The 16,906-nt window shown below is 62.1% G+C and carries 15 protein-coding genes; 7 read left to right on the forward strand and 8 right to left on the reverse strand.

Features of this window, described 5'->3' with window-relative positions:
• Window positions 1-17: 17 nt before the first annotated feature.
• The 3 genes from D0550_RS10970 to D0550_RS10980 all read right to left on the reverse strand — a co-directional run bounded on the left by D0550_RS10970 (window position 18) and on the right by D0550_RS10980 (window position 2,962).
• Window positions 18-1,529, reverse strand: coding sequence for a COG3904 family protein (locus tag D0550_RS10970; protein WP_116809225.1), 1,512 nt, complete (start codon window positions 1,527-1,529; stop codon window positions 18-20).
• A gap of 124 nt (window positions 1,530-1,653) precedes the next feature.
• Window positions 1,654-2,409, reverse strand: a complete 756-nt coding sequence (locus D0550_RS10975; RefSeq protein ID WP_116809226.1) for a type 1 glutamine amidotransferase domain-containing protein — start codon at window positions 2,407-2,409, stop codon at window positions 1,654-1,656.
• Window positions 2,410-2,509: 100 nt separating this feature from the next.
• Window positions 2,510-2,962 carry a YidB family protein gene (locus D0550_RS10980; RefSeq protein ID WP_116809227.1) on the reverse strand — a complete coding sequence of 151 codons (453 nt, stop codon included), beginning with the start codon at window positions 2,960-2,962 and terminating at the stop codon, window positions 2,510-2,512.
• A gap of 279 nt (window positions 2,963-3,241) precedes the next feature.
• Here D0550_RS10980 and D0550_RS10985 point away from each other — a divergent pair, with 279 nt between their 5' ends.
• Window positions 3,242-3,571 (forward strand): hypothetical protein, encoded by a 330-nt coding sequence (locus D0550_RS10985; RefSeq protein ID WP_206606206.1) that lies wholly within the window; start codon window positions 3,242-3,244, stop codon window positions 3,569-3,571.
• Here D0550_RS10985 and D0550_RS10990 read toward each other — a convergent pair.
• Window positions 3,525-4,874 carry a S41 family peptidase gene (locus tag D0550_RS10990; protein ID WP_116809228.1) on the reverse strand — a complete coding sequence of 450 codons (1,350 nt, stop codon included), beginning with the start codon at window positions 4,872-4,874 and terminating at the stop codon, window positions 3,525-3,527. The two genes, D0550_RS10985 and D0550_RS10990, sit on opposite strands and share 47 nt — an antisense overlap.
• 116 nt (window positions 4,875-4,990) lie before the next feature.
• Here D0550_RS10990 and D0550_RS10995 point away from each other — a divergent pair, with 116 nt between their 5' ends.
• Window positions 4,991-5,689, forward strand: coding sequence for an extensin-like domain-containing protein (locus D0550_RS10995; protein ID WP_116809229.1), 699 nt, complete (start codon window positions 4,991-4,993; stop codon window positions 5,687-5,689).
• Here D0550_RS10995 and D0550_RS11000 read toward each other — a convergent pair.
• Genes D0550_RS11000 through D0550_RS11010 form a run of 3 tightly spaced genes read right to left on the reverse strand, consistent with a single transcriptional unit; the run spans window position 5,686 to window position 9,273 of the window.
• Window positions 5,686-6,105 carry a VOC family protein gene (locus D0550_RS11000; protein ID WP_116809230.1) on the reverse strand — a complete coding sequence of 140 codons (420 nt, stop codon included), beginning with the start codon at window positions 6,103-6,105 and terminating at the stop codon, window positions 5,686-5,688. The two genes, D0550_RS10995 and D0550_RS11000, sit on opposite strands and share 4 nt — an antisense overlap.
• Window positions 6,106-6,140: 35 nt before the next feature.
• Window positions 6,141-6,914, reverse strand: coding sequence for an AraC family transcriptional regulator (locus D0550_RS11005; RefSeq protein ID WP_116809231.1), 774 nt, complete (start codon window positions 6,912-6,914; stop codon window positions 6,141-6,143).
• Window positions 6,915-6,924: 10 nt separating this feature from the next.
• Window positions 6,925-9,273: an ATP-dependent DNA helicase gene (locus tag D0550_RS11010; RefSeq protein WP_116809232.1), complete on the reverse strand. Its 2,349-nt coding sequence runs from the start codon at window positions 9,271-9,273 to the stop codon at window positions 6,925-6,927.
• Window positions 9,274-9,400: 127 nt separating this feature from the next.
• Between D0550_RS11010 and D0550_RS11015 the strand changes: the two genes are divergently transcribed.
• From D0550_RS11015 to D0550_RS11035, 5 genes are all read left to right on the forward strand, one after another.
• Entirely contained in the window at window positions 9,401-9,943 is a 543-nt protein-coding gene (locus tag D0550_RS11015) for a GNAT family N-acetyltransferase (RefSeq protein WP_241520782.1), read from the forward strand.
• Between the two features lie 110 nt (window positions 9,944-10,053).
• Window positions 10,054-13,152, forward strand: a complete 3,099-nt coding sequence (locus D0550_RS11020) for a response regulator (protein WP_116809234.1) — start codon at window positions 10,054-10,056, stop codon at window positions 13,150-13,152.
• Window positions 13,149-13,970, forward strand: a complete 822-nt coding sequence (locus D0550_RS11025; protein WP_241520783.1) for a CheR family methyltransferase — start codon at window positions 13,149-13,151, stop codon at window positions 13,968-13,970. Before D0550_RS11020 ends, D0550_RS11025 begins: the two co-directional genes overlap by 4 nt.
• Complete coding sequence (locus D0550_RS11030) at window positions 13,970-14,545, forward strand: chemotaxis protein CheB (RefSeq protein ID WP_116809317.1); 576 nt, start codon at window positions 13,970-13,972, stop codon at window positions 14,543-14,545. The genes D0550_RS11025 and D0550_RS11030 overlap by 1 nt, the downstream gene beginning before the upstream one ends.
• Window positions 14,542-15,690: a hybrid sensor histidine kinase/response regulator gene (locus D0550_RS11035; protein WP_161965760.1), complete on the forward strand. Its 1,149-nt coding sequence runs from the start codon at window positions 14,542-14,544 to the stop codon at window positions 15,688-15,690. The genes D0550_RS11030 and D0550_RS11035 overlap by 4 nt, the downstream gene beginning before the upstream one ends.
• Here the strand turns inward: D0550_RS11035 and manD are convergent.
• Window positions 15,680-16,891: a D-mannonate dehydratase ManD gene (gene manD / locus D0550_RS11040; protein ID WP_116809318.1), complete on the reverse strand. Its 1,212-nt coding sequence runs from the start codon at window positions 16,889-16,891 to the stop codon at window positions 15,680-15,682. The two genes, D0550_RS11035 and manD, sit on opposite strands and share 11 nt — an antisense overlap.
• Between the last annotated feature and the right edge of the window lie 15 nt (window positions 16,892-16,906).

Here is a 16,906-nt window from a genome sequence, read left to right on the forward strand (position 1 = left end):
GGGATGTTCGGGAGCTATCAATCGCGGGATTGAAATAGTCCGCGCAGCAGGATTGCTCGCTCACTCGGCGGTTGCTCGGCGACGGCCTGGTAGAAGGCGAGCGTCGAATTGCAGCGACGTTCCGGCTCGTTCGCGAATTTGTCGGGCGCCGCAACGACCTCCAGCATCGAAGGGCCGATCGCCACGGCAACCGGCTTGAGTGCTTGATCAAACAGCGCTCCGGCCACTGCCGCACGCGCGGGCGGAGATGCTTCGAGTTGCGCAAGTCCCCAATCCAACTCTTCCTGGATGAGTTCGGGAGCGAAGACCTTCGTGCCATCGAGTTTCGATTCTAAGAACAGCCCGCAGGCTGTCGGGCCCAGCTCCTGCGCTGCGCTTAGCTGACGCAGCAGTAGATTCAGGAAACTCTCCAGGCCCGCATCGTCCGAGGTGGCAAGCAGCTTGGGGTAGATATCGGCGACGATCCTGCGTGCGGCGGCGTTGATGTCCGCGTCGCTCGCCCCCGATTGATACTGCGTCCAGGCCGCATCCGAGGCTTGCTCGATCGTACCGGGGAATCGCTTATCCATGGCGCGGATCATCGGTATCGAACGATAGGCGAGCTCGAATTCCGAGCGCGAGCGGATTTTCGAGGCGAGGGTCGTCGTCTCGCCCCCGAGCGAAACACGTGTGAGCACGCCATTGTCGATCAGCTCAGCGCGCGAGGGATGCCACATCTGCGGCGATTTCGTGTTGCGAACCCGTTCGAGGAACGGCTCGGAGATGCCGGCGGTGCGGTAGTAGGTGAGCATCCTGGTGAGGCTCGCCTGATGGTCGCTGTTGCCAGCGAAGGAGGGACTATGAAAGCCGATCCGGGCGTTCGGCGTCGCGGCGCGGTCGCCTCCCGCGAGGAACAAGTAGGTGCAGGCACTGACGCATTGACCTTCCACATAGGTGTCGAGCCCTCGCTCACGCACGAGTGCGGCGAGGTGCTCGGCTTCACGCAGCCGTCCGCCCTGGGAGTCGAGCACAATCGTGCGAACGTCAGGCGCCGAGCTCAGAATCTGCTGCACGTATTCGTAGCTGCCCGTGCCGATCGTCCCCTGAAGCGCGAGGCTCTTGCCGTCGGGGGAAAGCGTGGCGTTCACGCGCTCCAGCGAATCGTAGTTGAAGGCGATCGCGGCGAACTCGCGCATCTGCGGACCGATCTCAGTGCCCAGGCGAGCCACGAAACTGATCGCGCTCAAGCAGGTGACGACCTGCGCCGTGACCGCCCAGGCGGCGCTGCCGCCACGCTCGGCGTGTCGGCTGGCCGATCGCAAGATGCCCACCGTAGACCAGATCGTCACGAGGACGAACGCAGTCATGAGCCCGAGCATCGTGATAGCGGTGGGGCGAAGCTCCCACTGACTGGTGACTTCGCCGATGAGGTGAAACAGCAGCAGAAAGCCGATCCCCAGCAGCGATCCGTTGATCCAGTAGGAGATCGGGAGCGACAACTCGCCGCGCCAATGGCGCACGAAGTAATCGAATATCGGCGGTCGCTTCATACGGCTCCCTTGCAGTGTCCTTATAGTTCGAGCAGGGGCGTGATCGGGCGAGGAATGTTGTCACAAATCCAAGGATTTGTGCTGCGTCCGAAGCGACTTCAGCGGCCAGTAGTGACCGGGCCGACTATTTCATGAGGTTGACCATTTCCTGAGCGACGGCCGCGGAAGACGGTAAGAACATTGCTGTGACGATTCTGCTGTCGATGACCACGTCGTGTTTATCCGGCAGCTCCTCCTTGCTCACGAACAGCGCTCCCCGGGTGCGCAGTCGATCTTCGACACGAAATGGCAGCAGCGTCCCGCCCTTGGTCCACTTGCTTCTTTGCTCGGTCGAATTTGGAAAGCCCGTGACTCGCTTGCCGGCCACCAGATAACGGCCATTCGAGAGCTTCGCGTTGCCAAAACTGCCCGGCCCATGCCCGCCGCCGCCAACGATTCCGCCGTTCTCGTAAACTCGCGCGATGATGGACATCAAGCGCTGGTCCTCGGCCACGTCGAACAGAGTGCCGGTACCTCCGCCAATGAACACCGCTCTGTAATCGTCCGCGTCGATCGCCCCTGGTTCGAGCGTGCGGTCCGCCTTCTGCCGGAAGCCCTCATACTTGATTGTGTAATTCACCATGCCGGGCGGATCGGTCTCGTCGGCATCTAGGGAAAATGACACCCGACCGCCGCGGGGCGAGACGAAGTCCACGATCAGGCCGTGCATCACGAAGATGTGATGTGGCTCCGCGTACTCCCACAAGTTGTTCTTCGCCTCGAATTCTCCGACGGACGCGCCGTTCGAGAGAATCATCAGGACTTTGCCGCCGGTCTGCCCGGCCAGGACGGCGGGACTGACCAGCATGCCGAGCAGCAGTAGAGCGCGCACCAGTTCCATTCGGCTCCTCCGGGATCGCAGAACTGAACTGATGTGAGATGCATGCACTCGCCTGAAGGTTTAACTGCAGGCGAGGGCAGTGGGGTGGAAACGCCCGTCGTCAGTGAGACAGTTCCTCATCAGTGGGGATCCGCCCGTGCGGAGTGAGTTTGTCGATGGCGTTCGGCAGTTCGCCGCTGAGACCGGCGAGCAATTGATCCCGGGGCAAGCCGGTTTGCTCGACCAGCCACTCGATGCGCTCCTCTCCCAAAGACTGTGCCAGTTCGGTCGGGTCGATGGGCTTGTTCGGCCCCTTGGATACCCAGCTTTGTGCCTGCTCCTCGTGACCGCCCTCGCGGAACCGATCCAGCAAATCCTTCAAGCCGCCGGCAAGCGCGCCTCCGGACAACGCGCCGCCCGCAGCGCCTGCAGAGCCGGAGCCGCCAGTCCCGAGCATGTCCGCCAATTTCCCTTTGCCTTTGAGTGTGCGGTACGCCAACAGGCCCATGAGCCCGACCATGACCGGTGATATGCCGCCGCGGCGATTGCCGCCAATTGAATCCAGCAGTCCCATGAGTCACCTCCGGTTGTTACCACCAGAAATTCTTTCACCACTGAAGCTGAGTGGATGTAGGCGGTCGACACGGATTGGTTGACTGGGATCGCTGGCTGCGGCGGCACGCGTTACCCAAGGGTTCGACCTACCAGCAGCGAGTCGTTACGCTACGAACAACGGGAATCGGTGCGGAAATCAAGCGCGGGACAGGCTCGTCCGACTCGAAAATATTCACGCGTGACTGGCACGGGTCAGGCAGGATTTGTGCTCGGGTTGAGTGATTCGCCGGAGGACTCCATGTCATACCGAAAACCCAAATGGGCCGACTATCGGTCGAAGATTCTTTCCCGCTACCGGGCGCCTCGCTGGAGGCGTGACCTTCGGCATCGGTCGCAAGCGATTGGCGCGCAGGCGATAGGCACACGAGCAATCGGTTCCACCGCGATGGGCGCGTTCGCTTTAGGTGCGATCGCTATGGGTGCGCTGGCCATCGGCGCTGTGGCCATCGGGCGGCTCGCGATCGGACGCGCTCGGATTCGTCGCGTCGAGATCGACGAGCTGGTGGTGCACAGGCTGCGCATCACCGAGGAGCTGCAGACACCAGACAAGTCCGAGGCTGAAAAATAGGATCTACGCCAGCGATGTAGTCGCGCCACGACCACGACATCGTGATGTCCGGTTCCAAACTGCGCACGTCGATGTGCAACGGCAGATGTTCCTTGATACCCGGCGGCACGGGGGCATCGGAGTATTGATGCAAGCCATCGGCGTAATGCATCACCAGGCCTGAGTTCGGCAAAGTGACATTGCCGCCCTCGGCCCAGAAGTCGGGTCGGTCGCCGGGATGAGCGCCAACGAGGATCGCCTTGCTATGAGCACGCAACCAGGCGGCAGGGGTGATTCCGGCCGAGAACGTTGTGGGGCCGACCAGCACGGCAATCGCGCCTGGCTCGTGCGCGAGGTTGGATCTGGCCAATGCCTCGATCAACGGCTGACCCAGCGAAAGATCGCCGCCCGTGTTGAAACGCAGGTCGAGGACGAGCTTGCGAGGCGGCTGGGAAGCAATACTCTCGATCAGTCTCTCGCCGAACATCCTTACTGTTTCAGCGCCGGGCCCGTTGGACGCGCGGTTGTAGCGAACATAGAGAACATCGCGGTCGCATCGAGAGAACACGTAATGGACTGCTGGCGAGGTCAGGGCCGGCGGCAGATCGACCGACTTCAGTGCGTGAGTCCAGCCGGATGCGGCGGGATGTTGGGGAGAAAGGAACCACCAGCTCTCTTCCGGGGTGGTGCGTGGGTCGAGCGGCTCGGGGCGTAACGTCACCGATAGCGAAGCATCGTCGCCCACCACCGAAAAACTGGCGACCGCATCGTCGATCAATCCGACGCCCATGAGAGCGTCAGGACTGGTCAGTGTGTAAGTGCCCATATAAGTCGACCAGCCACTGTTGCCGGCGTAGAGAGGTGCAACTTTCTCGAAGGCTTGCTCGATGGGGACGCCGTGGATGTGGGAAATGCGGCGACCCAGGAGCGGCACAGCGTCGGCCCTCGCGGCGACGACGTACCAACCGTCGTCGAAGCGCCAGATCCGAAGGGGATAGCGACGCCAGTAACTTCGGTTTCGTAGCAGATAGGCTCGTGTATGAGCGTTGTCCGAGAGCGCTGCTGCGCGAGCCAGGCTGGCGACGATCTGTTGATCGGAGAGCTGACCGATGTTTTTACGGGTGCGTTCGATCTCTTCACGCGCTGCGCGCCGGGCTTGCTCGGAATAGCTGCGGTCCCTGTCGAGAAAGCTATCTCTCGCAACGACCAGGTCCTCGGCCCACCGGATCTCGCGGTCTTTTGCAGAAGCGGCACTTGCCGCCAGAAACACGCCAACAATTGCGATGCCACTTTTGAGCAATGTCGATTGAATGGTTGGGCGCATGCGGCTCCGCCTCGACGATGTTTTCGCTTCAGATGCACTGGCCGGGTCTTGGGTTTAAACGAGGCGGCGGGTCGCAGTGCATGCAACCTTGGCGGCAAGCTGCGGGTTCTTGTTCCATGCGCCTGGTGTTTCTACTCGCTTTGCTCGCGCTGACTGTCGCCGCCGCGGTCTACGGGGTACGCAGCGGCATGATCGACGTGCCACCGGATTGGAACCCGTGGGAGCAGCTGGATGTAAATGCCGAGCCCAACTTTCTCACCCGGTACAAGCTCGATCGGCTGTCGGAACGCGCTGAGCAATGTCAGCAGGTGCTGGCGACGACCGACATCGAATACCAGCGGCTGGACAACCGCGTTACCGGCCCGGCGTGCGGATTTTTCAACGCGGTGCGTGTCGAGCGGACAACGAGTCGAGTTGGCAAGCCGTTCTCCTTGAGCTGCCGGACGGCAGTGTCTCTGGCCCTCTGGGAGCGCCACGTGCTCGACCCGGCGGCGCAAAGGCATTTCGGCCAGAAGGTCGCGACCCTGGAGCACTTTGGCAGCTATTCCTGTCGCAATGTGTACGGCCGTGCCCAGGCGACGCGAAGTCAGCATGCGAACGCGGAAGCGCTGGATGTCGCGGGCTTCGTGCTCGAAGACGGTCGCCGGATTCGCGTACTGAAGGATTGGGAGGAGGACGGAGCAAGCGGCGCGTTTCTAAGAGAGATTCGTACCGGTGCGTGCCGCTTCTTCGATGGCGTGCTCAGCCCAAATTACAATGCCGCTCACCGCGATCACTTCCACTTCGATCGCGGTCCGTATCGAGTCTGCCGCTAGGCGCTCTTCATATAAGGATCCCAGAACCCCGCCGCCGGCTCGATCTGCTGGACCACATCGACCCAGGTGCCCGACGGATCGACCAGCCCGAAGCGGCGTTGACCCCAAGGTTCATCGCGCAGCTCGTACGCAATGCGCGCGCCCGACTGCCGTACTTTTACAAACTCGGTCGCTGCGTCGGTCACCTGCAGGGTGAAGAACATGCCCTGGCCGTTGAACTTCTCGGGTCCGGGCGGCGACGACGGATGGTCGGGGGACATGAACGCGATGGCCAGCACCGGATTGGCTGTCGATGCCAGATAGATGAACCACGACGACTCGAACACGACCTCGAAGCCGAAGTGGCGCACATAGAAATCGCGGCACGCGTCGAGGGCGTCAGTGACGATGACCGGGTAGGCGGATTCCAATTGCATGACGAGTCCTGGCGGCAGAAAACGCGAGCATGCGCTCAGCGGGGCGAGTGGTATTGAAAAAATGCGTCATCCGTCCGCAGTCGGCCAGGAGAGGTGCCGGCCAGGCGGGCGAAGTCGCGCGTCATGTGGGCCTGGTCGGAATAGCCGGCGTCATGCGCAATCGTGGTTAAAGAGCGCGCAGGCGGATGAACGATCAGATCGGCCGCATGCCGCAGCCGAGAGATCATGCAAAAGAATTTCAGCGGCACACCGACGGTCTGCAGGAACACGCGTTCCATCTGCCGGCGACTCCTGCCAAAGCGGAGCGCGACATCCTCGATCCTCGTGACGCCATGCTGAGCGCTGATGTGCTGAACGACGCCATCGATGTAACTTTCAACTGGCGGAGCCCGACACAGCACTTCGATCAGAATCGCATCGAGCTCGTCGAACAACGCCTCGGTCGCAATGTGAGTGGCAATGCGTTCCGATGGAAAGCGCATCAAGGTCCGCAGGTCCTCACGACCATCCGTGATCTCATGCGCGGCGGCGTCAATGAAATGACGGCTCTGCCCCGGATGAAATCGAATGCCGAGGTAATGAGTGCCGGCCCTGCAGGGAATCGCGGTGGGACGCGTCGTGCTGCCATAGATCCACGAGCGATAGCCCCGGGCGGTGACTTCGAGCACCAGGTCGACACATCCGTCCGGCAAGGCCGCGTACACGGGCGACGTGTTGTTGAGGCTGAGCCAGTATTGGCTGACATAGCGCGCCAGCCCGGCGGCGGGTTGCCGGACGGTGAAGGTGCTCGGAGCGGGCGCGGCTGTCATGCGCCGAAGATTAACCCGCCCGATCGGCACTTGGGTCAGGACTTGCCCGCTTCGGGCGGGGCGCGGGCAATTTCCGCAACTTCCACCATTTCGGCAACTGCTGCCGCACCTCGCGCTGGCCGAAGCGGTCGTCGATCAAATACACGATACCGCGATCGTTGCGTGTTCGGATGACACGCCCCGCGGCTTGGATGACCTTTTGTAAGCCGGGGTATAAATAAGTGTACGCATAGCCGGCCTCGAACAGCTCGTCCAGGCGCTGGCGCATCTGCTCGCTTACGTCATTGAGTTGCGGCAGCCCAAGCGTGGCGATGAACGCGCCGATCATGCGCTCGCCCGGCAAATCGATGCCTTCGCCGAACGCGCCACCTAAAACCGCGAGCGCGAGGCTGCGGCCATCGGGCGCGAAGCCGTCGATGAACTGTTTGCGCTCGGCCTCCGACATATTTCGAACCTGCAGCCGATTCGGAATGTGCGGAGCGACGCGGTCCAGCTCCTGCGCAATTCGCGCGAGGTAATCGAAGCTGCTCGCGAACACCAGATAGTTTCCGGGCCGGCGCTCGAACTGACGAACGATGAGCTCGACCATGGGCGCGATCGAATCGTCGCGATGTTGATAGCGCGTGGAAATATGCTGCACCAGTTGCACATCGAGCTGCTCCGGCGAGAACGGCGACTCCACATCCAGCCAGCGGGTGGTGTCGGGCAGGCCCAACAAGTCCAGATAGAACTCGCGAGGCGACAGGGTGGCCGAGAACAGCACTACTGAGGTCGTGTGTGCGAAGCGCAGTTTGAGGAAGGGCGCGGGCACGACGTTGCGGATCGTAAAGGTCGCGTGTTCCGGATGGGTGATGTCGAACAGCGAGTGTTCGGCGAAGTCCTCCGCGAGCCCATGAAAAGCCAGCGCGTCGAAGAACAGCTTCTGCACGTGTTCCGGGAACAGCAGCGCCTGGTCGGCAAGAGCGCCTTGCTGGCTGATGTATGTGTCCAGTGCCTTCAGCAATGACTTCGGTGGCATGTCATAAACTTGATACGGCACCTGCTGCGCATCGGCGATGCGCTGGAATTGAGCGCTGAGCCGTTGAATGGCGCCCCTGAGCAAGGGCGGCGACTCTTTTTTCGCTCGCCGCAACGTTTCCGCGTCGATGGCTGCCGAATACATGCGTCGGGAGCGCTCGATCAGGTTGTGCGCCTCGTCGACCAGCACGCCGACGCGCCAACCTTGCTCCTGTGCGAGGCCATACAGGAACGCGCTTTGGTCGAAGTAATAGTTGTAGTCGCCAATTACCACGTCGCTCCAGCGCGCCAGTTCCTGCGACAGGAAATAGGGACAGATGCTGTGCTCGGTGGCGATACTGCCAATGATCTTCTGAGTCATCGTGCCGCGGTGGAGTGCCGCCGATCTGGCGCCGGGCAAGCGGTCATAGAATCTCTTGGCGAGCGGGCAGGAGTCGCCGTGACAGGCCGAGTCCGGATATTTGCAAACCTTCTCGCGCGCCGTGATTTCCAGAACGCGCAGCTTGAGATCCGGTGGCGTCAGCGCCTGCAACGCGTCGAGCGCGAGCTGGCGCCCGGTGGTCTTCGCAGTGAGATAGAAAATGCGATCGATCTTCTGCGCACCCATGGCCTTGAGCATGGGGAACAGCGTGCCGATGGTCTTGCCCACCCCGGTGGGGGCTTGAGCGAGCAAATGCTCGCCCGACGCGGCGGCCCGATAAACCGTCTCGGCCAGCTGACGTTGCGCTGGATAGAAATCGTAAGGAAAGCTCAACCCCAGCAGCGCCCGATCGCGCGCCTGGCGATACTCCAGCTCGGCGCGGCCCCACGCGGCGTAGCGAGCGCAATGCTCTGCAAAGAATGCCTGCAGCTCTTCGGCGGTGAAATCTTCCGCCAGCACGGTCTCATCCTCGGTGTCGACGTCGTAATAAACGAGAGCGACGCGAAGCTCGCGCAGTTGCTGCTTCCGGCACAACATCGCGCCATACATCTTCGCTTGAGCCCAATGCAACGCGCGATGATTGTCCGGCATGCGGGCCAGGTCGCCGCGATACGTTTTGCATTCATCGAGTCGTCGCCTCTTGCTGTCATAACCATCGGCGCGGCCACGCACTTGCAGGCCATCGTGCGTGCCTTCGAGCGTCACCTCGGCTTGATAATCGCGCCCACTGCGACGGTTCGCGACGCTGATGTGGCCCGCGATACCTTCGCGAGCACTAGGTGCGGGTGTGAAGCGCAAGTCCAGATCGCCGCGCTTGGCGGTGAATTGGCACAACACTCGCACAGCCACCGACAGAGTCGCGGAAGCAGTGGCAGAAATGGACGGCGCGGCCGCCGGTGGTGGGGGATTCCCGGTCGACATGGGGATACTGCGGGGCTGGTGTTATATACAGTATCATCCCGGCCGCGCGCCTGTGCCAGCCATTGAACACATATCCGCGTCTGTATATCTTTTTCGGACTCGCAGGACGCCCTGCAAAGGATTTCACGTGCCGGACGGCATTCAGATTCGTCGCCTGCAAGTCATTGGCGAACGAGAGATTCAAGGCTTGAGCGAGGTGCTGATCGATTGCGTCGAAGGCGGCGCGTCGGTGAGCTTCATGCTGCCCATGACGATCGAGAAGGCGCGCGCCTTCTGGGTAAAGGCGGCAGAAAGCGCGGCGCGCGGCGAGCGGATGATCTTCGCCGCCGAAGACGGCTCAGGCGCCATTGTCGGCACCGTGCAGGTGGTGCTGGATCTGCCGGAGAACCAGCCGCACCGAGGCGACTTGTCGAAAATGCTGGTGCATCGGAAAGCGCGCCAGCTCGGAGTTGGTGCGGCCTTGCTGACGGCCGCTGAAGAGGGGGCGCTGAGCGTAGGCAAGACCGTGCTGGTACTCGACACAGCCAGCGATGCCGCCGAGCGTCTGTATCGCCGTCAAGGCTGGCAGTACAGCGGCACGATTCCGGACTTCGCGCTCATGCCCGACGGCGCGTTCTGCGCCACTCATATCTTTTACAAGATGCTGAAGCCCCGACCTGCAAAAAATTGACCACAACTGGGAACTTTCGCTCGCCTTGGCTCGTTGTCCGCGTCATGCCAATTATTAAGCTGCGGCCAGATTCCTGACGCCGCGGCACCAGCGGAATCCAAAGCAGCGATATGCGTAAACGTTTCGAGAAAGAGACGCACGACGGTTGGTATGTGTTCATTGCCGCGAGCATGCTCGCGATCTTCGTGGTCGATCTGCAGACCAGGATCGGGGTGGCGACCTGGCTGTTCTACCTCATCCCGCTCGGCGCCTGCATCTTCCTGACCCGCCCGGGCGCGCCGATCGCTGTCGCCGGGCTGTCGACCATCCTGATCGTCATCGACTTCATGTTCTCGCCCGAGGGCGGGACGGTGAGCGTCGCGATCATGAATCGCAGCTTCGCCACGGTCGTGATCTGGGCGTTCGCCTTTCAGACCCGCATGACCATCATCACGCGCCAGTCGTTACGTAAAGACGAGTGGATGCGGACGGCGCAATCGATCCTTTCGCAACGGGTGTTGGGCGAGTTGTCGATGACTGACGTCGGCGAGCGGATCATCTCGTTCATCAGTGAGTATCTGGGCGCCAGCGTCGGTGCCCTGTACGCCCGTCAGGACGCTGCTGGCGCGGCCTTCATCGGCGGTTACGCAGTTCCCGCCGCGCATCCGGCCCGAGTCAGCATTGCGGCCGACGATGGGCTGGTCGGTCAGGTGCTCAAGGGCCGTAAGACCATTCATTTGAATTCCGTCCCGGCCGACGAGCTGGAAATCACCGGCGCGCTCGGCACCATCCGTCCCAAGACGCTGCTCGTGACTCCCGTGATGGCCGACGGCGAAACCATCGGCGCGCTGGAGCTGGGCTTCATCGAGGCCATCGGCCGGGCCGATCTGGAATTGCTCGAGCTGTTGAGCGAGCCGATGGGCGTGGCGATCCGGACCGCTCGCTTGCGCAGTGAGCGAGAAGAGCTGCTGCGCGCGACTCAGCGGCAGGCCGAAGAGCTGCAGACCCAGCAGGAAGAGCTGCGCGTCAGCAATGAAGAGCTCGAACAGCAGAGCAATATGCTTCGCGACAGCCAGGCGCGCCTGGAGGCGCAGCAGGCCGAGCTGGAGCAGAGCAATGTCCAGCTCGAAGAACACATGCAGATGCTCGCGCACCAGAACGACGATCTGGACGCCGCGCGGCGTGAGCTGCTCGGCAAGGCGGGAGAGCTGGAGCGCTCCAACCAGTTCAAGTCCGAGTTCCTCGCCAACATGTCGCACGAGCTGCGCACGCCGCTGAACAGCTCGCTGATTCTGGCGAAGCTGCTGGCCGACAACGCCCCCGGCAATCTCACCGAAGAACAGGTGAAGTTCGCGCGCAATATCTACTCGGCGGGCAACGATCTGCTCGAGCTGATCAACGACATTCTCGACCTGTCGAAGATCGAAGCGCGGCAGATCGACCTGAAGCGCGAGCACATCGGGCTGCGATCATTGCTCGACAACATGGGGCAGATGTTCCGGCCCATGGCGAGTCAGAAGCGGGTGGAGCTGGAGCTGACGCTCGCGTCCGATGCGCCCAGCGAGCTCGAGACGGACTCGCAGCGGCTGCGTCAGATTCTGCGCAACCTGCTGTCGAATGCGCTGAAGTTCACTATGCAGGGCAAGGTTTCCCTCAAGATCTCCACGCGCGCCGAGAGCGGCGAAATCGCGTTCACGGTCGAAGACAGCGGCATCGGCATTCCGCCGGACAAGCAGGCAATCATTTTCGAGCCGTTCCGTCAGGCCGACGGCACCACCAACCGCCGTTTCGGCGGCACCGGTCTGGGCCTGTCGATCTCTCGCGAGCTGGCGGCGATGCTCGGCGGCCGCATCGAATTGCACAGCGAGCTCGGCGCGGGCAGCACGTTCACTCTGGTGCTGCCGCGGGACATGCCGGCGCAGGAAGAGAAATCGGAGCGCGTCATTCCACCGCCGCCCATCAGCGTTCCGATGCGCACTCGGGACAGCAGGCACGCCGTGCGGGCTGCGGAGCCTGCGCCGTCGATTTCCAGTGGCGCGCGCGTACTGCTCATCGTCGAGGATGACGCATCGTTCGCGCAGACGATTGCCACGCTCGCATCCGGCCTGCAATTCGAATGCATCATCGCGACGACGGCCGACGAAGGCATCGAGCTGGCGCTGAAGCATCGGCCGACGGCCATCGTGCTCGACATTCGCTTGCCGGATCACACCGGTCTGACGGTGCTCGACCGGCTCAAGCACGATCCGGCGACCCGGCACATTCCGGTGCAGGTCGTTTCGGGTCACGACTACACGCACGTTGCGTTGGAAATGGGTGCCGCGAATGTGTTGCGCAAGCCGGTGGAGCGAGATCAGCTGCTGAATTCGCTGACTAAACTGGCCAGCAAGGCGAATGACGCTGCCACCCGAGCGGTGCTCATCGTTGAAGACAACGCCATGCAACGCGACAGCATCGAACATCTGTTGCGCTCCGAGCAGGTCCAGACGGTCGCGGTCGCTTCGGCCGGGGACGCGCTGGAGAAGCTGCGCTCATCGACCTTCGACTGCATGGTGCTGGATCTGGCGCTGCCCGATGCTTCGGGCTATGAGCTGCTGGAGAAGATGGCGACCGACGAGACGTATTCGTTCCCGCCGGTGATCGTTTATACCGGTCGCACGCTGTCCGCGGATGAAGAGCAGCAGCTGCGTCGCTACTCCAAGTCCATCATCATCAAAGGCACGCGCTCGCCCGAGCGACTGCTGGATGAAGTGACCTTGTTCCTGCACCGAGTGGAGGCGTCTCTGCCGGCGGAACATCAGCGCATGCTGCGGGTGGCGCGCAGCCGCGAATCCGTGTTCGAGAAGCGTCGGATCCTGTTGGTAGAGGACGACGTGCGCAACGTGTTCGCGATCACGCGAGTGCTCGAGCCGCACGGCGCCATCATCGACATCGCTCGCAACGGCCTCGAAGCGCTCGACGTGCTGGCGCGCAATCCAGAGATCGATCTGGTGTTGATGGACATCATGATGCCCGAGATGGACGGCTTCGAAGCGACGCGGGCGATTCGCGCCGAGCGTCGCTGGGCGAACCTGCCCATCATCGCGCTGACTGCCAAGGCCATGCCGGATGACCGGCAGAAATGCCTGCAGGCCGGCGCCAACGATTACATCACCAAGCCCATCGACATCGAGAAACTGTTGTCGCTGCTGCGCATCTGGATGCCCGCGCGGCGAGGAGCGCCGCGTTGAGGCTGGAAATCTCGGAAGCGGAGATTCGCCAGCTGCTGGAAACGGTGTACCAGCGGTATCACTATGACTTTCGCCAATACGCCGCCGCATCGTTGAAACGCCGCCTGCTGCAAGCGCTGACTCACTTTCAGTGCCAGACGCTGGCGCAGTTGCAGGAACGGGTGTTGAGGGATGAGAGCGCGTTTCCGCGCCTGCTCGAATATCTCACCGTGCAGGTCAGCGATCTGTTTCGCGATCCGGAGTTCTTTCTGGCTGTGCGCCGGCAGGTGGTGCCGCTGCTGGCGACCTATCCGTCGCTCAAGCTTTGGGTCGCTGGCTGCAGCACCGGTGAGGAAGCGTACTCATACGCGATTCTGCTGGCGGAGGAAGGGCTGCTGGATCGTACGCGGATCTACGCCACTGACATCAACGATGAGAGTCTGCGCAAGGCGCAGAAGGGCGTGTATTCGCTCGATCGGATGAAACAGTTCACGCTGAACCATCGCACGGCGGGTGGTCACGGCTCGCTGTCCGATTACTACCATGCATCTCGGGACAGCGCGGTGATGTCGCCGGAGTTGAAGCAGCACATCACGTTTGCCGATCACAGCCTCGCGACCGACAGCATTTTTTCCGAAGTGCAGTTGGTGTCGTGTCGCAATGTGCTGATCTACTTCGACAAGACCTTGCAGGATCGGGCGCTCGGGCTGTTCAACGATGCGTTGTGCCGGCGCGGCTTCCTGTGTCTGGGCACCAAGGAGTCGGTGCGCTTCTCGGCTCATGCGCATCGCTTCCAGGAGGTCAGTGGCGAGCAGAAAATCTATCGGAGGGTGGATTGATGGCTGCGCCGGTCGCAGTAGTCATCGGAGGCTCGGCGGGCGCGCTCGAAGTATTGCGTATGATAGTGCGCGAATTGCCGCAATCACTGGCCTGTCCGGTGGTGATCGTGATTCATTTACCTTCGCATTCGAGCGGTCTTGCCGAGTTGCTCGGGGCCGACACGTCGCTGACCGTCAAGCAGGCGGAAGACAAGGAACCGATGGCCGCAGGCACCATTTACATCGCGCCGCCGAGTTATCACCTGTTGATCGAGTCGCAGGGCGCCTTTGCGCTGTCGGTCGATCCACCGGTGCATTTTTCCCGGCCTTCCATCGACGTGCTGTTCGAGACGGCAGCCGATGTGTATGGCGCGCGCCTCATCGGGGTTTTATTGAGCGGTGCCAGTGAAGATGGCGCCACCGGTTTGCAGGAGATTCACGCGGCGGGGGGCACGACCATCGTGCAATCGCCGCTGTCCGCCGAGGTGGCCATCATGCCGGCCGCGGCGCTGGCCTTGTTCGAGCCCACTTACGTATGGTCGCCCAACGACATAGCCTCTGGCCTGACGACATTGCTGAGCGGGAGGTCGTCATGACCGAGCGCTCGCGCATTCTGGTCGTCGATGACATCGATGAGAATCTGGTCGCGCTGGAGGCGCTGCTGCGCCGGGACGATGCGGACATCATCACCGCCCGCTCGGGCACCGAAGCGCTCGAGCTGGTTCTGCAGCACGAGTTCGCGCTGGCATTCGTCGATGTGCAGATGCCGGAGATGAATGGCTTCGAGCTCGCCGAATACATGCGCGGCACGGAGCGCTCAAAATACATTCCCATCATCTTTCTGACTGCTGGCACCGGGGAGGCGAACCGGGTATTTCGCGGCTACGAGTCCGGTGCGGTGGACTTTCTGTTCAAGCCGGTCGATCCGAACATCCTGCGTCACAAGACCGACACCTTCATCGGGCTGGATCAGCAGCGCAAGAAGCTCGCCGAGCAATATCAGCAGTTGCAGGAGAGCGAGGCGCTACTGCGCGACGCCGTGCAGGCGCGCGAGGATGTGCTGGCCGTCGTGTCGCACGACATTCGTAACTTTCTGCAGGCCATCAAGAGCGGCGTGCAGATGCTCAACAAGCCGCCGGAGAAGCTGGGCGCCGATGCCAGGGCTGCGATCCATGGGCGCTTGTCGAGTACGGTCGATCTGATGAGCCGGGTGATCGCGGACCTGCTCGACATGGCCAGCATTCGTACCGGTCGTATCGAAGTGAAGCCGCGGCCGGAGATTGCCGCGTATCTGGTGAATGAAGCGGTCGCCGTGCATGAGCCGTTGGCTCAACAGAAGGGCATTCGGCTCACGGCGGAGTGTGACGCGCTCGCATCGGTCGTGTTGTGCGATCGGGAGCGCGTGCTGCAGGTGTTCTCGAATCTGCTGGGCAATGCGATCAAGTTCTGTCGCCATGGCGATCAGATCCGCGTCAGCCTGCAGCACGACGAGGAGCACATCCAGGCCTCGGTCATCGACACCGGGCCCGGCATTGCCGGCGAGGATCTGCCGCTGGTATTCGACGCCTATTTCTCAGGCGCCAAGAACCGGCGCAATGGCACCGGCCTCGGGCTCTACATCACCAAGCGCATCGTCGAAGCGCACGAGGGGCGCATCTGGATCGAGAGCGAAGTGGGCAAGGGCACAGCCGTGCACTTTACGCTGCCGCTGGCGAAGTCGGAACCGGACGCTACCAGTTGAACAGCGTGCCGTCCTCGAGACGGTTGACGGGCAGGCTCGCTGGTCGATAGGGATATTTCGCGGCCAGCGCTTCATCGATATCGACGCCATGGCCCGGTGCCTCGCCGGGATGCAAATCGCCGTTCGAGAACGTGTACGCGTGCGGGAACACCGCGTCGGTCTCGTCGGTGTGGCGCATATATTCCTGAATGCCGAAGTTCGGCACCCACAGATCGAAATGCAATGCCGCCCCCATGCACACCGGCGACAAGTCGGTGGCGCCGTGGAAGCCGGTTCTCACATTGTTCAGTTCAGCGAGGTGCGCGATGCGCCGTACGTGGCTGATACCGCCGGCGTGCACGATGGTTGTGCGGATGTAATCGATCAATTGCTCATCGAGCAATTGCTTCGCGTCCCACACTGAGTTGAACACTTCGCCGACGGCCAACGGCGTCGTCGTGTGCTGGCGGATCGTGCGGAAGCCTGCCTGATTTTCCGCGGGCGTCGCGTCCTCGAGCCAGAACGGACGGAACGGTTCGAGATCCTTGCCGAGACGGCCGGCTTCGAGCGGCGTCAACCGGTGATGCACATCGTGGAGCAGGTGCACGTCCCAGCCGAGCGCCTCGCGAGCGGTAGCAAACAGCTTCGGCACGGTCGGCATGTATTTGCTCGTCGACCAGACGTTTTCCGTGGGCTTCGCGGCGTCGGCGGGTTCGTAGTAAAGCTTGTCCTTGGACACGCCATAGGTCGAAGCCAGGCCGGGCACGCCGCTTTGCAGACGAATCGCCTTGTAGCCCATCTCTTTATATTTCTTCGCCTGCGCGATGGTTTCGTCGATGTCCTTGCCGTTCGCGTGGCCATACACCATCACGCCCGTGCGGCTGGCACCGCCGAGCAAGTCGTATAGCGGCATGTTGGCGTTCTTGGCTTTGATGTCCCACAGCGCTACGTCGACGGCCGCGATGGCGGTCATGGTGACCGGGCCACGACGCCAGTAAGCGCCTCGATAGAAGAACTGCCAGATATCTTCGATCTGCCGCGCGTCGCGACCGATCAAACAAGGAACCACGTGGTCTGTGAGATAGCTCGCGACGGCGAGCTCGCGGCCATTGAGGGTGGCGTCACCCAGGCCGTAGACGCCGCTCTTGGTGGTGATCTTGAGCGTGACGAAGTTGCGGCCCGGGCAGGTGATGATGACGCGGGCGTCGACAATGGTGTGCATGGAGGATCGCAGCGG

The sequence above is a fragment of the Steroidobacter cummioxidans genome (assembly GCF_003104955.1).

What these genes read in the sequence shown, in the direction of transcription:
- D0550_RS10970 (WP_116809225.1), bottom strand. Translation starts at nt 1,529, where the DNA reads ATGAAGCGACCGCCGATATTCGATTACTTCGTGCGCCATTGGCGCGGC.
- D0550_RS10975 (WP_116809226.1), bottom strand. Translation starts at nt 2,409, where the DNA reads ATGGAACTGGTGCGCGCTCTACTGCTGCTCGGCATGCTGGTCAGTCCC.
- D0550_RS10980 (WP_116809227.1), bottom strand. Translation starts at nt 2,962, where the DNA reads ATGGGACTGCTGGATTCAATTGGCGGCAATCGCCGCGGCGGCATATCA.
- D0550_RS10985 (WP_206606206.1), top strand. Translation starts at nt 3,242, where the DNA reads ATGTCATACCGAAAACCCAAATGGGCCGACTATCGGTCGAAGATTCTT.
- D0550_RS10990 (WP_116809228.1), bottom strand. Translation starts at nt 4,874, where the DNA reads ATGCGCCCAACCATTCAATCGACATTGCTCAAAAGTGGCATCGCAATT.
- D0550_RS10995 (WP_116809229.1), top strand. Translation starts at nt 4,991, where the DNA reads ATGCGCCTGGTGTTTCTACTCGCTTTGCTCGCGCTGACTGTCGCCGCC.
- D0550_RS11000 (WP_116809230.1), bottom strand. Translation starts at nt 6,105, where the DNA reads ATGCAATTGGAATCCGCCTACCCGGTCATCGTCACTGACGCCCTCGAC.
- D0550_RS11005 (WP_116809231.1), bottom strand. Translation starts at nt 6,914, where the DNA reads ATGACAGCCGCGCCCGCTCCGAGCACCTTCACCGTCCGGCAACCCGCC.
- D0550_RS11010 (WP_116809232.1), bottom strand. Translation starts at nt 9,273, where the DNA reads ATGTCGACCGGGAATCCCCCACCACCGGCGGCCGCGCCGTCCATTTCT.
- D0550_RS11020 (WP_116809234.1), top strand. Translation starts at nt 10,054, where the DNA reads ATGCGTAAACGTTTCGAGAAAGAGACGCACGACGGTTGGTATGTGTTC.
- D0550_RS11030 (WP_116809317.1), top strand. Translation starts at nt 13,970, where the DNA reads ATGGCTGCGCCGGTCGCAGTAGTCATCGGAGGCTCGGCGGGCGCGCTC.
- D0550_RS11035 (WP_161965760.1), top strand. Translation starts at nt 14,542, where the DNA reads ATGACCGAGCGCTCGCGCATTCTGGTCGTCGATGACATCGATGAGAAT.
- manD (WP_116809318.1), bottom strand. Translation starts at nt 16,891, where the DNA reads ATGCACACCATTGTCGACGCCCGCGTCATCATCACCTGCCCGGGCCGC.